The 13,739-nt window shown below is 52.3% G+C and carries 12 protein-coding genes; 6 read left to right on the plus strand and 6 right to left on the minus strand.

Annotated features, from left to right (window positions below; translation table 11 throughout):
- Positions 1-74: 74 nt before the first annotated feature.
- The gene (gene topA / locus NCTC9997_RS09280; protein WP_039044872.1) at positions 75-2,690 is read right to left on the minus strand and encodes a type I DNA topoisomerase; all 2,616 of its coding nucleotides are present in this window, start codon (positions 2,688-2,690) and stop codon (positions 75-77) included.
- A 292-nt stretch (positions 2,691-2,982) separates the two neighbouring features.
- Between topA and astB the strand changes: the two genes are divergently transcribed.
- Together astB and NCTC9997_RS09290 are read left to right on the plus strand one after the other, a co-directional pair.
- Positions 2,983-4,356 carry an N-succinylarginine dihydrolase gene (gene astB, locus NCTC9997_RS09285; protein WP_064977926.1) on the plus strand — a complete coding sequence of 458 codons (1,374 nt, stop codon included), beginning with the start codon at positions 2,983-2,985 and terminating at the stop codon, positions 4,354-4,356.
- A 109-nt stretch (positions 4,357-4,465) separates the two neighbouring features.
- On the plus strand, positions 4,466-4,732 hold the full coding sequence (locus NCTC9997_RS09290; protein WP_039044963.1) for a YciN family protein: 267 nt from the start codon (positions 4,466-4,468) through the stop codon (positions 4,730-4,732).
- A gap of 110 nt (positions 4,733-4,842) precedes the next feature.
- Here the strand turns inward: NCTC9997_RS09290 and NCTC9997_RS09295 are convergent, their stop codons facing one another.
- On the minus strand, positions 4,843-5,265 hold the full coding sequence (locus NCTC9997_RS09295) for a DUF805 domain-containing protein (RefSeq protein ID WP_081632882.1): 423 nt from the start codon (positions 5,263-5,265) through the stop codon (positions 4,843-4,845).
- A gap of 194 nt (positions 5,266-5,459) precedes the next feature.
- Positions 5,460-6,524, minus strand: a complete 1,065-nt coding sequence (gene sohB, locus NCTC9997_RS09300) for a protease SohB (RefSeq protein WP_064977927.1) — start codon at positions 6,522-6,524, stop codon at positions 5,460-5,462.
- 145 nt (positions 6,525-6,669) lie between these two features.
- Here sohB and NCTC9997_RS09305 point away from each other — a divergent pair, with 145 nt between their 5' ends.
- Both NCTC9997_RS09305 and NCTC9997_RS09310 read left to right on the plus strand, forming a co-directional pair.
- The gene (locus NCTC9997_RS09305; RefSeq protein ID WP_230403001.1) at positions 6,670-7,431 is read left to right on the plus strand and encodes a YciK family oxidoreductase; all 762 of its coding nucleotides are present in this window, start codon (positions 6,670-6,672) and stop codon (positions 7,429-7,431) included.
- 221 nt (positions 7,432-7,652) lie between these two features.
- The gene (locus NCTC9997_RS09310; protein ID WP_064977929.1) at positions 7,653-8,225 is read left to right on the plus strand and encodes a hypothetical protein; all 573 of its coding nucleotides are present in this window, start codon (positions 7,653-7,655) and stop codon (positions 8,223-8,225) included.
- A gap of 92 nt (positions 8,226-8,317) precedes the next feature.
- Here the strand turns inward: NCTC9997_RS09310 and rluB are convergent, their stop codons facing one another.
- The 3 genes from rluB to rnm form a co-directional block, all read right to left on the minus strand.
- Positions 8,318-9,187, minus strand: a complete 870-nt coding sequence (rluB, locus tag NCTC9997_RS09315; RefSeq protein WP_064977930.1) for a 23S rRNA pseudouridine(2605) synthase RluB — start codon at positions 9,185-9,187, stop codon at positions 8,318-8,320.
- Between the two features lie 130 nt (positions 9,188-9,317).
- The gene (locus tag NCTC9997_RS09320; protein ID WP_010863945.1) at positions 9,318-9,938 is read right to left on the minus strand and encodes an L-threonylcarbamoyladenylate synthase; all 621 of its coding nucleotides are present in this window, start codon (positions 9,936-9,938) and stop codon (positions 9,318-9,320) included.
- Between the two features lies 1 nt (position 9,939).
- Positions 9,940-10,863 (minus strand): RNase RNM, encoded by a 924-nt coding sequence (rnm, locus tag NCTC9997_RS09325; protein ID WP_082935536.1) that lies wholly within the window; start codon positions 10,861-10,863, stop codon positions 9,940-9,942.
- 541 nt (positions 10,864-11,404) lie between these two features.
- On the opposite strand from rnm, the gene NCTC9997_RS09330 reads away from it, so the two are divergent.
- Both NCTC9997_RS09330 and NCTC9997_RS09335 read left to right on the plus strand, forming a co-directional pair.
- On the plus strand, positions 11,405-13,033 hold the full coding sequence (locus NCTC9997_RS09330) for an anthranilate synthase component 1 (protein ID WP_064977931.1): 1,629 nt from the start codon (positions 11,405-11,407) through the stop codon (positions 13,031-13,033).
- A 53-nt stretch (positions 13,034-13,086) separates the two neighbouring features.
- A complete protein-coding gene (locus NCTC9997_RS09335) occupies positions 13,087-13,695 on the plus strand; it encodes an aminodeoxychorismate/anthranilate synthase component II (protein WP_064978489.1) in 609 nt (202 codons plus the stop codon).
- Positions 13,696-13,739 lie beyond the last annotated feature (44 nt).

Here is a 13,739-nt window from a genome sequence, read left to right on the forward strand (position 1 = left end):
TTATTTATACGAAGTGCGCGTTATCTAACGGTTGGGCTCTGTGCTGTATAGTAACTAGCTGCCCATCCGGATGATTACTTCTCTTTAGCAACCCACTTGCCGTCAACATAGAATGCTGACCAGCCGGTCGCTTTACCCTCTTTCTCGGATGCTACATACTGCTGCTTAGTCTTACGGCTAAAGCGCACGGTAGTCTTATTACCTTCCGGATCGGCTACTGGGGCATCGGCTAAATAGCGCAGTTTTTCCGGCAGACGCTCTTTAAAGCGGACTAACTCTTCCACCAGCGGAGCACGTGTTTCACGCGATTTCGGGAAGGTATTGGCCGCCAAGAACACACCAGCTGCACCATCACGCAGCACGAAATATGCATCCGATTTTTCACATGCCAGCTCTGGCAGCGGTACAGGATCTTCTTTCGGCGGCGCGATCTCACCGCTCTTCAAAATCTTACGGGTGTTCTTACAATCTGGGTTAGTACAACCCATATATTTACCGAAACGGCCCACTTTCAGGTGCATCTCAGCGCCACACTTGTCGCACTCAATCACCGGACCATCATAGCCTTTGAGACGGAACTCACCGGTTTCAATCTCATAGCCATCACAGCTTGGATTATTACCGCACACATGCAGTTTACGGGTGTTATCCAGCAGATAGCTATCCATCGCCGTGCCGCACTTAGCACAGCGGCGACGCGCCATCAGTGCGTTGGTCTCGGCCACGTCCCCTTCCAGAATGTTGAGCAGCTCAGCTTCTGGGATCAGGTTGATGGTGGTCTTGCAGCGCTCTTTCGGTGGCAGCGCATAGCCAGAGCAGCCCAGGAAAACGCCAGTGGTCGCCGTGCGGATCCCCATTTGACGGCCACATGTCGGGCAATCGATGTCCGTCAGCACCATTGGGTTAGCACGCATGCCACCTTCAGTTTCATCTTTTTCAGCCACTTCCAAGCGTGAAGTGAAATCTTTAAAGAAGCGATTCAGAACCTGACGCCACTCTTCTTTGCCGTTTGCCACATCATCCAGTTCACCTTCCATATGAGCAGTAAAATCGTAGCTCATCAGCTTGGTGAAGTTCTCTTCCAGACGATCGGAAACAATCTCACCCATCTTCTCGGCGTAGAAACGGCGGTTCTCAACACGCACATAACCACGATCTTGGATGGTAGAGATAATCGCTGCGTACGTTGACGGACGGCCAATACCACGCTTTTCCAGCTCTTTTACCAATGACGCTTCGCTAAAACGTGCTGGCGGCTTGGTAAAGTGTTGGCTTGGATCCAGTGCGATCATACTCAAGATCTGACCTTGCTCGACGTGCGGCAGAGTCTGATCTTCGTCGTTTTTACGCATCGCCGGTTGCACACGAGTCCAACCATCAAAACGCAGAGTACGGCCCTTAGCTTTCAAGGTGAATTCACCCGCCGACACCAGCAAAGTGGTGGAGTCATATTTGGCTGGCATCATCTGGCAAGCCACAAATTGACGCCAAATCAGCTGATACAGCTTCTGCGCGTCTTGCTCCATGTCTTTGAGCTGTTCAGCCAGCACATTGACATCAGATGGACGAATAGCTTCGTGCGCTTCCTGAGCGTTCTCTTTGCTTGAATACACCACCGGATTGGTTGGCAAGTATTTCTCACCAAACTCTGATTCGATGTAACCACGCACCATACCCAGCGCATCTTGGCTCAAGTTAGTAGAGTCAGTACGCATATAGGTGATGTGACCGGCTTCATACAGACGCTGCGCCAGCATCATGGTCTTTTTCACGCCATAGCCCAGACGTGTACTGGCTGCCTGCTGCAATGTTGACGTGATAAACGGTGCGGATGGCTTACTGGAGGTCGGGCGATCTTCACGCTCGGCCACCACGTATTGCGCACGTTGCAACAAAGAAACCGCGGCCGCAGTTTCTTCACCGGTAACCGGCTCGAAGGCTTTGCCGTTACGCTGCGTCACTTGCATGCGCAGTGGGGTTTCACCCACATTCAAATCAGCATGCAGCTCCCAGTACTCTTCTGGGATAAACGCTTTGATTTCGCGCTCACGCTCTACCACCAGACGCACCGCAACTGACTGCACACGACCTGCCGACAAACCACGCGCAACCTTTTTCCACAGCAGTGGCGAAACCATATAGCCCACCACGCGGTCGAGGAAACGACGCGCTTGCTGAGCATTAACGCGATCCAGATTTAGCTCAGACGGCGCTTCAAACGCCTGTTGAATCGCATTTTTGGTAATTTCGTTAAACACCACACGTTGATAACGTGTGTCATCGCCACCAATCACTTCCCGCAGGTGCCAAGCAATGGCTTCCCCTTCGCGGTCCAAGTCCGTTGCGAGGTAAATTTTATCGGCTTTTTCGGCCAAGGTTTTCAGTTCGGTAACCACCTTTTCCTTGCCTGGCAGGATCTCATAATGCGCCTTCCAGTCATGGTAGGGATCTATCCCCATGCGAGAGATCAGCGAATCACGCTCTTTTTTCTTGGTGACGATCGCTTTTTCTTCCGGCGACAGGCCCTTAGTGCTTACCGGCGCTTTTTTAGCGGCGGTCGAAGCCGAACCACTGGTCGGTAAATCGCGGATATGACCCACGCTGGACTTAACGATGAAATCGCTACCCAAATATTTGTTAATTGTTTTTGCTTTCGCAGGGGACTCTACGATAACGAGCGATTTACCCATAGTGGTGATTACCTAAATTTATCCTTTCCGACCGCATCGCTCACTGTAAGCTGCTGGCCCGTAAAAATGTCTCTTATTTATATTGCGGTACAAACTCAGGAGATCAACCTCTTTTTCGTTATCCACTGATTTGTTGTTTAGTACCTATACAATCCTGACCGTGCAACTTGCACAAAACCAAGACTGCTGTTATTCCTTCAAGAAGGCATGCCGCATCGCATGACACAGAACGAAAGCGCTTCCCTAGACGTTAATGTCCCTATGCTGGTTGTCACTGACAGGATGACTGCCTATGCCACGACCACGGAACACCAGTTGCGAAATCAACTTCGACGGATTAGTCGGCCCGACGCATAACTACGCCGGACTTTCTGCCGGTAACATCGCATCCACGCACTTTGCTCACCACCCTTCCAACCCGCGCCAAGCCGCGCTGCAAGGGCTAGAAAAGATGCGCCTGATGCTAAATCTAGGGTTGGCGCAAGGCATTTTGCCACCGCACGAGCGGCCATTACTGAGCGCGCTACGCCATTTAGGGTTTTCGGGTAGCCGAGCCCAAATCTTGGAGAAAGCCTATCAGTATAATCCGCGCTTGCTGGCCGCTGTGACCTCTGCCTCATCCATGTGGACGGCGAACGCTGCTACTGTTACGCCCAGCGCCGATAGCCATGATGGGAAAGTTCACTTTACCCCGGCCAATTTGCTGAATAAATTTCATCGGTCATTGGAATCAGAAACAACAGCGCGCATTCTGCGTGCCGTTTTTGCGGATGACAAGTACTTTACTCATCATCCCGCATTACCACCGCATGATATGTTCAGCGATGAAGGTGCGGCCAACCATACCCGAATATGCCCCACGCATGGAATGTCAGGTCTTCACATTTTTGTGTACGGGCGTTCTTTTTTTGATGAAAGCCGCACTTTCCCGCACCGTTTTCCTGCCAGACAAACGCTGGAGGCCTCGCAGGCCATTGCTCGCCAACACGGCTTAGATCATGATAATGCGATATTCATTCAGCAAAATCCGCAAGTCATTGATCAGGGTGTATTTCATAACGACGTTATTGCCGTGGGCAATGAAAGCGTCCTGTTTTACCACCAACAGGCCTTTTTGGCGACCGAAAGCCTAAAACAAGCGGTAACAGAACGTTTAAGCGCTGCAGATATCGCCTTTATCGAAGTTCCAGAACAACAAGTGAGCGTCACCGACGCGGTACAAAGTTATTTGTTTAACTCACAATTAGTGACCTTGCCGGACCAAAGCATGGCCCTGATCGCGCCTTACGAATGCCAAGAACATCCGGTCATCAGTGCCTATCTGCAAGCTTTGCCAGAGCGCTATCCGCGGCTCAGTCAGATCACTTATCTGGATTTGCGCCAAAGCATGCAAAATGGCGGAGGGCCCGCCTGCCTGCGCTTGCGCATAGTACTCACTGCCGATGAGATGGCTGCCGTTCAGCCCCATTGCCTACTTGATAACGCGAAAATCGATCAACTCACACATTGGGTGAACAAGCATTATCGCGACCGACTGACACTGTCAGATTTGCGCGATCCGGCCTTGCTTGACGAATCATGCCGCGCCCTAGACGAACTGACACAAATTCTGCACTTGGGCAGTCTCTATCGCTTTCAGCAAGTCGGACACTCTGCAGAGGAGTAATTGAATGGTGAAATAGTGGAATCATTAACGTCAGGCATGCGAGTGACCGCAGTCATGCTAGAATAGTGGCTGTTTGTGTTACACCGCTGTACAAGGAAATAAAATGACGATGTCTTCTGCTACTCATACTGACGAAAAACAACCAATCACCCGTGCTGCCATGCTGGAGCTGGCGAACAAGATGATTGCGGAACACGAAGATTTTATGCACGGCATGCATGCTGATGATGTAGAGCAGAAAAACGGCGTGCTAATTTTCCGTGGTAACTACTTTCTGGATGAGAAAGGCATGCCTACCGGAAAAAGCACCGCAGTATTCAACATGTTCAAGCATCTGGCGCACCGTCTGTCAGAGAAATACATTCTGATTGACTAAAGCGCCCTGCGGGATGACGCCGACATAACACCGGCTTAGCACATCCGGCCATCAGCGCCCCGCCAACAGCGCAGCGATATCACCATCGTGAGCCGCTGGCGGCGGGTTATTCACACGCGACGCTGTTGTAACGCATCCGTTGTAGCATCCGTTATAGATAGAGCGCTAGATTGACTCACTGATGATGCAGAAATACCCGTCTGGCTCGCCGATGCAGGCACAGTGCCGCGAATTAGCACCACACACAGCAGCAATAATGTTCCACCGCCAGGCAACACATTCAGCCATAACCATGACGCACTCAACCCCGCATCGCGCAGTCGCTTAACCAGCAAGGCCAGTAAGGCGCAGACCATGAATACGGCCAAACTGGCATCCATCCAGTTTAAGTCCATCCCCGGCCATAGCAGCGTGACAAACCCGCCCAGACCGTGGAAAAACAGCATCACCCCAACGGCAAACCCTAACCCCAAACCAAATTGCATCCTTGAAATCCGGCCGCGAAACGACAACACCAACCACGCCCAGTACATCACGGTGACCTTTATTTCAATTAATCAATTGGATAAGTGCACAGCATGTTTTGATCCCGGCAGATTCAAGCCGGGGAAATGACTTCTGCACGCATATTCTTATGGATGCAGTAAACCACATCCCGCTCCGATATGGCAGTAGCCCATACCGGAACAGGTTAGCCACAACGCATTACATTTTGTCGTACGTTGTCTTACAGCAGTGGACGCTGTCCGCGTTGCATCCAGCGTAGCAGCAGGCGATCAGTGCCCTCTTCCACACTGTGGGCCAGTTTGTCTGTAAGCTTTTTCCGCAAAATATAGCGGACTTCTAGCACATCTTTTTCGGCAATTTCGCGCAGCAACACATCATCGCTCGTGGCAATTTCATCCACTAAGCCTTTATCCAGCGCCTGCTGGCCGAACCAGTGTTCACCGGTCGCCACACTGTTGATATCCAAAGAAGGGCGATATTGAGACACAAAGTCTTTGAACAGCTGATGGGTTTCTTCCAACTCTTGGCGGAACTTCTCTCGGCCTTTGTCGGTATTCTCACCCAACATGGTCAACGTACGTTTGTACTCACCCGCCGTCATCAGCTCCACATCCACATCATGTTTTTTCAGTAAACGATGGATGTTGGGGATCTGCGCCACCACGCCAATAGAGCCGATAATCGCAAAAGGTGCCGACACAATATGATCCGCGATACAGGCCATCATGTAACCGCCACTGGCAGCCACTTTATCCACGGCGACTGTAACTTTCAGCCCTTTGGCTTTCAACCGTGCCAACTGCGATGCAGCCAACCCATAACCATGCACCACACCGCCAGGGCTTTCCAAGCGTACTAGCACTTCATCGCGCTCAGAGGCAATCGCCAACACTGCGGTGACCTCTTCGCGTAATGACGCCACTTCATGGGCATCCATGCTGCCTTTAAAGTTCAGAACGTACACACAAGGCTTACCCTCTTCGCGCTCAGCGCCCTCTTTTTCAACGCTCTTTTCGGCCTTTTTACGTGCCTTTTCTTGCGCTTTTTCCTCTTTTTTCTGCTTTTTACGCTCAGTTTTCAGCGCATGCTCATCCAAGCGCATCTCTTTGAGCTCATCCACCAGTTCACGGTATTGCTGGCCTAGGTCGGTTACCTGCAACTCGCCGCGTTTGCCCGGTTTGCTTCGCTGCGCCAAACCAAACACCAGCAACAGTAATCCACCGATAACCGCAAATACGGTGAGTGATTTGGCCAGAAAAACACCGTATTGATAAAGAAATTCCACAGTTCACCTTATTTATTTGGCATATCCTGTGTACATCCTAACAAATGCTTGGCCAATGCCCAATGTCGCGATTACGTCACAATCAGGTTACAATGCGCAAATATTAACAATGCGTCATTGTCTGACTGTCAAAAGAGGGTATTACGTGGATTATCAAGCCCCTGAAAACTTACTGACTGACCGTATTATTCTGGTCAGTGGTGCCGGAGATGGGATCGGAAAGGAAGCCGCACTCACGTATGCCCGTCATGGTGCAACGGTGATCCTGCTGGGTAAAACGGTGCGCAAACTGGAAGCGACCTACGATGCTATTGTGGCGCAAGGCGGCCAAGAGCCCGCCATCATCGCACTGGATATGATGGGCGCGACCGGTCAGCATTATCAGCAGATTGCCGAGTCAATTCGCGAACAATTTGGTCGCCTTGATGGTGCGCTGCTGAACGCCGGTATTTTGGGGGTGCTGTCACCGCTTGCCCAATATGATGAGAAAACGTGGCGGGAAGTGATGCAAGTGAATGTCACGGCGCAGTTTTTACTGGCGCAAGCCTTGCTGCCACTGCTGCATGCGGCCCCGTCTGCTTCCTTGGTTTTCACCTCTTCGAGTGTCGGGAAAAAAGGCCGAGCGTTTTGGGGTGCCTACGCGGTATCCAAATTTGCAACCGAAGGGATGATGCAAGTGCTGGCCGATGAGCTGGAAAACACGCAAGTGCGTGTCAACTGCATCAATCCGGGCGGTACCCGTACCGGAATGCGCGCCAAAGCCTTCCCTGCGGAAAATCCAGAATTACTGAAAACCGCCGCCGAGATCATGCCGGTTTACCTCTACTTGATGGGCGATGACAGCAAACAAGAAAACGGCCAAAGTTTTGATGCGCAGCCTAATCGCTTACCGGGAATCGCGCGCTAAGAGCACGCGTATTTAGCGTATCACACCTGCGTTTTACAGCGCACATTCATCAACTAAGCATAACCGGCATCAAGGGAAGCGGTACCATGTAATACCGCTTCCCCATCAATTAGACAAATCAGCTTACATAATCACCGCACAAAATCCTGCCGCTACGGGAATCTCGGCCTAAAATGGTGGTCATAAATGACAGAACATCATAAAAGCCGTGAGGTTACTCTATGAACCGTCAGTTACTGATTGCTGTGTTGATGCTGTTCAGTGGCAGCATAGCAACCGCACATGCCGAAACCCTTTATCGTCAGTATGATCAGGCAGTAGCCACCTCTACCGAAGCACTGGAGCAAGCAGCGGATACCACTAAAGAGTGGGCAGGCAAAACCAGTGAGCAGCTAGAGCTGCCGCAAAAATACGATGCGGCGCGTAACTCGGTCGACAAGGCTGCCGAACAAGTCAAAACCGGCTGGGACAAAACCAGTGAAAAGCTGCAACTGCAGCAAAAGTATGACTCGGTGAAAAGCTCGGTAGACACCACCATTGGCAACGTGCAAAACACATGGAATGCACCGGAGAATAAAGCGGCCCGCGCAGAAGCAGAAAATCAGTTAAAATCGTCGTGGGATGGCATGATGCTGCAAGGCAAAAAAGTCTGGCAGAGCGTGACGAATCAACCCGCACAACCTGCGCAGAGTGAGAATGGCAGCACCAATGCCGCTTCACCCGCTCCGGCCAGTAACGCTCATCCTGCACAACAACTGGATGCCAGCGGTAACTATCCTGATCCCGCTCAGTAAGCACTGACCACAGATAATCGTTAATTAGTGCTGATAAAAAAATACCCGCCAATGGCGGGTATTTTTGTTGTTCGCTGTATTTGCACATCCAGTTAAGCAGGACGACGCGGACGACGCTGCTGCTGCTGTTGCTGAGTATGACGGCGCACTGCACGACGGATCTGGTTCGGATTCTTGGTCCGACGCTGATGTTCCACCGCCACTTTGGTCTGAGTCTCTTCCTTCAGACCCACCAGCTCACGCAAGTAGTTCACATCTTTCAGTTCCAGCTCTGCCCAGCCACCACGCGGCACCAGCTTAGGCAGCTTGATGTCACCGTAGCGCACACGGATCAGACGGCTCACCTGCACGCCCTGTGATTCCCACAGACGACGCACTTCACGGTTACGGCCTTCGGTCAGGGTGACGTTAAACCACTGGTTGATACCCTCACCGCCCTGGAACTTGATGGACTTAAAGGACGCCGGACCATCTTCCAACTGCACGCCCAGACGCAGACGTTGCAACATAGCATCATCCACCGCGCCAAACACACGTACAGAGTACTCACGTTCAACTTCTTGGCTTGGGTGCATCAGACGGTTCGCCAGTTCACCATCGGTCGTGAACAGCAGCAGACCTGAGGTATTCACGTCCAGACGACCTACGGCTATCCAACGCGCCCCTTTCATACGTGGCAGACGATCGAATACGGTAGGACGACCATCCGGGTCTTTACGCGTACAAAGCTCACCTTCCGGCTTGTAATACGCCAGAACGCGACAAATCACTTCGTCTTTTTCTTTGATGGAAACAATATGACCGTCAATACGCACTTTCAGCGGTTGGCGAGTATCAACACGATCACCGAGTGTCGCTACTTTGCCATCGACACTGACACGTCCCTGCTCGATCATTGCTTCAATTTCACGTCGGGAGCCGTGACCGGCACGGGCCAATACTTTTTGCAGTTTTTCGCTCATTGAGCCAACCTCTCATTGTCGCCTTCACAGGCGTCGCTAGTGTGTTTCGTTTCGGATTTCGTTTCGGTAAGCTGCCCGATTGAGGCTTTACCCAAAGGGGGCAGCATCATACCTGATGCACCGCCGCGCATCAATGAAATGGCGCGCTATCGGCAACCCCTTCACGCACGATAACCGGTGCATCTTCGGTCAAATCAATCACGGTGGTAGGCTGTTGGCCAAGGTAACCGCCATTGATGATCAAATCGACCTGATGTTCTAAATGATCGCGGATCTCTTCTGGATCAGACTCAGTAAAATCATTGCCCGGCAAAATCAGCGAGGTGGACATCAACGGCTCACCCAACGCCTCCAACAAAGCTTGCGCAATATTGTTATCCGGCACCCGCAGACCTATGGTTTTACGCTTTGGCGTCATCAAACGGCGCGGCACTTCTTTAGTCGCCTTCAAAATAAAGGTGTAAGCGCCCGGCGTGTTATTTTTGATCAAGCGAAAAGCGGAGTTACTGACCTGTGCGTACAACGAGATCTCAGACAGATCGCGGCACACCAAGGTAAAGTTATGCTCTGGGTCTAATTGACGGATGCGAACAATTCGATCCATCGCATGCTTATCGCCCAGCATACAGCCCATGGCATAGCCCGAATCGGTCGGATACACCACCACCGCGCCTTCGCGCAGCAAAGCCACCGCCTGATTAATCAGACGCGCTTGTGGGTTATCGGGATGAATGTAAAAAAACTGGCTCATATTATTCCTCCTGCCGTGTGTCAGGGTCAGGCCACTGATGCCACACCGGCGTGCAGTCTGCTGGTAGCCACAATTTCCGCCCCAGCTCGATCCACGAACAAGGCTGATGGAAATCAGATCCCTGTGAAACCAGCAGATTAAATTCTCTTGCATACGCCGCCAGTTGAGCCCGCTCCTGCGGGGCCTGCTGGCACTGTGCAATTTCCATGGCATCACCGCCGGCTTGCGAAAATGTCTCTAACAATTTTCGCAGCCATTTTGCCGATAAACCATAGCGCCCCGGATGAGCCAGCACGGCCTGTCCGCCGGCAGCGTGAATCACGCTAATTGCTTGATTTATTGTACACCATTGCGGGGGAACATATCCTATTTTCCCTTTTGCCAGATATTTCTTAAACACACCTTGCATGGTGGACGCTACGCCCAGTTCCATCAGGTAACGGGCAAAGTGGGCTCGAGTAATTGCACTGCCGCGTTGCACATATTTGCGCGCACCTGCCAAGGCATCAGGAATGCGGTGTTTTTCCAAACGGCGCGCCATCTCTTCCGAGCGTTCGGTACGTTTTTGCTGCTGCTCGCCAATCAATTGCTGCAATTCAGGATGCGTTGGCGCAATGCCCAAACCCACAATATGAATTTCGATATTTTCCCAACAGGTGGATATCTCAATGCCATTAATCAAACGCAGCGCAAGCGCATGCTGCACAATGGCGTGATGGGCCGCGTCTAACCCGCCCACCGTATCATGATCAGTCAACGCCAACACGGTAACGCCTTGCTCGGCTGCCCGTAGGACCAATTCTTCCGGCGATAAACTGCCATCAGAAGCCTGACTGTGGCTGTGTAAATCAAACAAAGGCACTAAGTTCTGTCCTGCGCTCTGTTCTGCACCCTGCTCTACGCCGCGTTCTGCGTTGTCGGTCATGACTCATTTCCGTTTTCCAAAAAATTAACAGCAGCCTTATAACACACATCCCTTACTCGCCGCCCAAACAAAATGATGTTCAAACGGTGCAATGCAAACGGATATTCGTTACCCCTGAGGTTGTGACACATCACGCAGCCAAACAGTAAAACAACCCGTCACTAACACCATCGCAGCGTTTTTATAATAAAAACTCACAATAAGGGATTGACAACACCCACTCGTATCAGCTTAATAGTACACAAGCCAAGCAAGTTTGGCATGCCGAATAACCGTGTAACACACCCGGCACCACACCCACTCTTGCTGCTGTGACCAATGAGGAGTCTGTTATGTCAACGCTGTTCGTCCGCCACTACCACACAACTATCTGCACTCTGCCTCTGGCAGGTTGGTGGCGTGATACCTATGCGGGCAGCGTTGTGGCACGTACCTGAGGTTAACTCAGCTCGTCACACCATCAAGCCCGCACTTTGCGGGTTTTTTTATGCGTGTTTATACGCGCCACGAGATAACAGAAGTATTAAAGGAATAAAACGATATGGCCTCACTGATTCAGATTTTACAGCGCGATGTTCCGTATCATCAGGATCCCACCCTGATTTTTCAGGCTCTGTGCGCCGAACAAGCGGCCTGCTTACTGCTGGATTCAGCTGAAATTGATAGCAAGGAAAACCTGAAAAGTTTGCTGCTGATTGATGCCGCATTGCGGATCGCTTGCCAAGGGAATCAGGTCAACGTGCAGGCGCACAGTGATAACGGACGCCGCCTGCTGGATGTGTTGCAACACAAGCTACCAGACAGCGTAGATGCCCTGCGTGAGTCTGCTGCGTTAACACTACGCTTTCCCGCAGGAGCCGCCCACTCTGCGACGGCGCAAGATGAAGATTCACGGCTGAAAAGTTTGTCAGTATTTGACAGTGTGCGCGCGTTACTGCACGGCTTGAGTTTTGACCCTCAGCACCCGCATGCCCTGTTTATCGGTGGACTGTTCGCCTACGATTTAGCGGCCCAATTCGAGCCAATGCCCGAGGTGGGAAGCCAGCAGCAATGCCCTGATTTTTGCCTTTATGTGGCCGAAACGTTGCTGATCATCGACCACCAGCACCGCCAAGCGCACCTGCAGGCGTCTTTATTTGCGCACTGCCAGCATGAGCAGCAGCGCTTAAGTGACCGCTTATTGCAGCTCAACCAACAACTGCACCACTTGCCAGCGCCGGCGCAGGCACCAGAAGCGAGCATCGCCCACTTGCACCTTAGCCAATCGGATGCGGAATTTTGTACCACCGTGCAAACGCTGAAGCAGCATATTTTGTGCGGCGATATTTTTCAGGTGGTGCCGTCTCGCCGTTTCAGCTTGCCGTGCCCACACCCGTTAGCGGCTTACCGCGAACTCAAGCGCAGTAACCCCAGCCCATACATGTTTTACCTGCAAGATCCGCTGTTCACGCTATTCGGGGCATCTCCGGAAAGTGCCTTGAAGTTCAGCGCCGATACACGCCAAGTCGAAATCTACCCCATCGCCGGCACCCGTCCTCGCGGTAAAACTGTACAGGGCGACATAGACCGCGATCTGGATAGCCGACTGGAGCTGGATTTACGGTTGGATAAAAAAGAGCTAGCCGAGCACATGATGCTGGTCGACTTGGCGCGCAATGACGTTGCCCGGATCAGCGAGCCGGGTAGCCGCTATGTGGCCGATCTGCTGCACGTCGACCGCTATTCCCACGTCATGCATTTAGTCTCACGCGTTGTTGGCACTCTGCGTAGTGATCTTGATGCCCTGCACGCCTATCAAGCCAGCATGAACATGGGCACCCTGACCGGCGCGCCCAAAATTCGCGCGATGCAGCTGATTTATCAAACCGAACAAACTCGCCGTGGCAGCTACGGTGGCGCAGTAGGTTACATGAATGGCCAAGGCGATCTGGATACTTGCATCGTGATCCGCTCAGCCTACGTCGAAAATGGTATCGCCTGTGTGCAAGCCGGTGCCGGTGTGGTGTACGACTCGGTACCACAAGCCGAAGCCGACGAAACCCGCGCTAAGGCACAAGCGGTGATCAGTGCTATCGCCCGCGCTCACCAATTTACGCTGCACGAATCCGTGCCTCAGAGCCAAGCGGCATTGCTCGGGCAAACCAACGTACAGGAGGCATCATCATGCTAAATTCATCGGCCACTGTATCCGGCACCATGATGTCCAACGTCAATACCGCTGCGATGCCGCATGTCGTGCTACTCGATAACTTTGACTCGTTCACCTATAACTTGGTCGACCAATTCCGCTTGCTCGGATGCCCGGTCACCGTATTTCGTAACAGTGTCGATGCCAAGCATATCGCCGCGCAATTACGTGAGCTAAACCAGCAATCGAGCGCCGTCTTAGTGCTCTCGCCAGGGCCAGGCGCACCGAGTGCGGCGGGCTGCATGCCAGCCTTGATTGCAGATATCAAAGGGCAAGTACCGATTATTGGCATCTGCCTTGGCCATCAAGCCCTGATCGAATCTTATGGCGGCACCGTCAGCACGGCCGGTGAGATTATTCACGGTAAAGCCTCCGCTATTAGCCATGATGGGCAAGCCATGTTCGCCGGCCTGCCACAACCACTGCCCGTGGCCCGTTACCACTCGCTAGCCGGTAGCAATCTACCGAGCACACTGACGGTCTGCGCGGAATATCAAGGGATCCCAATGGCCATTCGCCAAGATAGCGATCGCGTCTGTGGTTTCCAGTTCCATCCAGAGTCGATTCTCACCACACAAGGTGCTGTCTTGCTGGCGAATGCACTGCGTTGGGCCAGCGCCAAGAGCGCCATCCCAACAGCTTGAGGCTGGCTCAACAGCCCGAATCACGACACCGACCGAATACGGAA

It is taken from the genome of Plesiomonas shigelloides (assembly GCF_900087055.1).
Taxonomy (GTDB): Bacteria; Pseudomonadota; Gammaproteobacteria; order Enterobacterales; family CAMTGL01; genus Plesiomonas; species Plesiomonas shigelloides.

Excerpts from the sequence above, each read along its gene's own strand:
- topA (WP_039044872.1), bottom strand. The coding sequence starts at position 2,690 with ATGGGTAAATCGCTCGTTATCGTAGAGTCCCCTGCGAAAGCAAAAACA.
- astB (WP_064977926.1), top strand. The coding sequence starts at position 2,983 with ATGCCACGACCACGGAACACCAGTTGCGAAATCAACTTCGACGGATTA.
- NCTC9997_RS09290 (WP_039044963.1), top strand. The coding sequence starts at position 4,466 with ATGTCTTCTGCTACTCATACTGACGAAAAACAACCAATCACCCGTGCT.
- NCTC9997_RS09295 (WP_081632882.1), bottom strand. The coding sequence starts at position 5,265 with ATGTACTGGGCGTGGTTGGTGTTGTCGTTTCGCGGCCGGATTTCAAGG.
- NCTC9997_RS09310 (WP_064977929.1), top strand. The coding sequence starts at position 7,653 with ATGAACCGTCAGTTACTGATTGCTGTGTTGATGCTGTTCAGTGGCAGC.
- rluB (WP_064977930.1), bottom strand. The coding sequence starts at position 9,187 with ATGAGCGAAAAACTGCAAAAAGTATTGGCCCGTGCCGGTCACGGCTCC.
- NCTC9997_RS09320 (WP_010863945.1), bottom strand. The coding sequence starts at position 9,938 with ATGAGCCAGTTTTTTTACATTCATCCCGATAACCCACAAGCGCGTCTG.
- rnm (WP_082935536.1), bottom strand. The coding sequence starts at position 10,863 with ATGACCGACAACGCAGAACGCGGCGTAGAGCAGGGTGCAGAACAGAGC.
- NCTC9997_RS09330 (WP_064977931.1), top strand. The coding sequence starts at position 11,405 with ATGGCCTCACTGATTCAGATTTTACAGCGCGATGTTCCGTATCATCAG.
- NCTC9997_RS09335 (WP_064978489.1), top strand. The coding sequence starts at position 13,087 with ATGCCGCATGTCGTGCTACTCGATAACTTTGACTCGTTCACCTATAAC.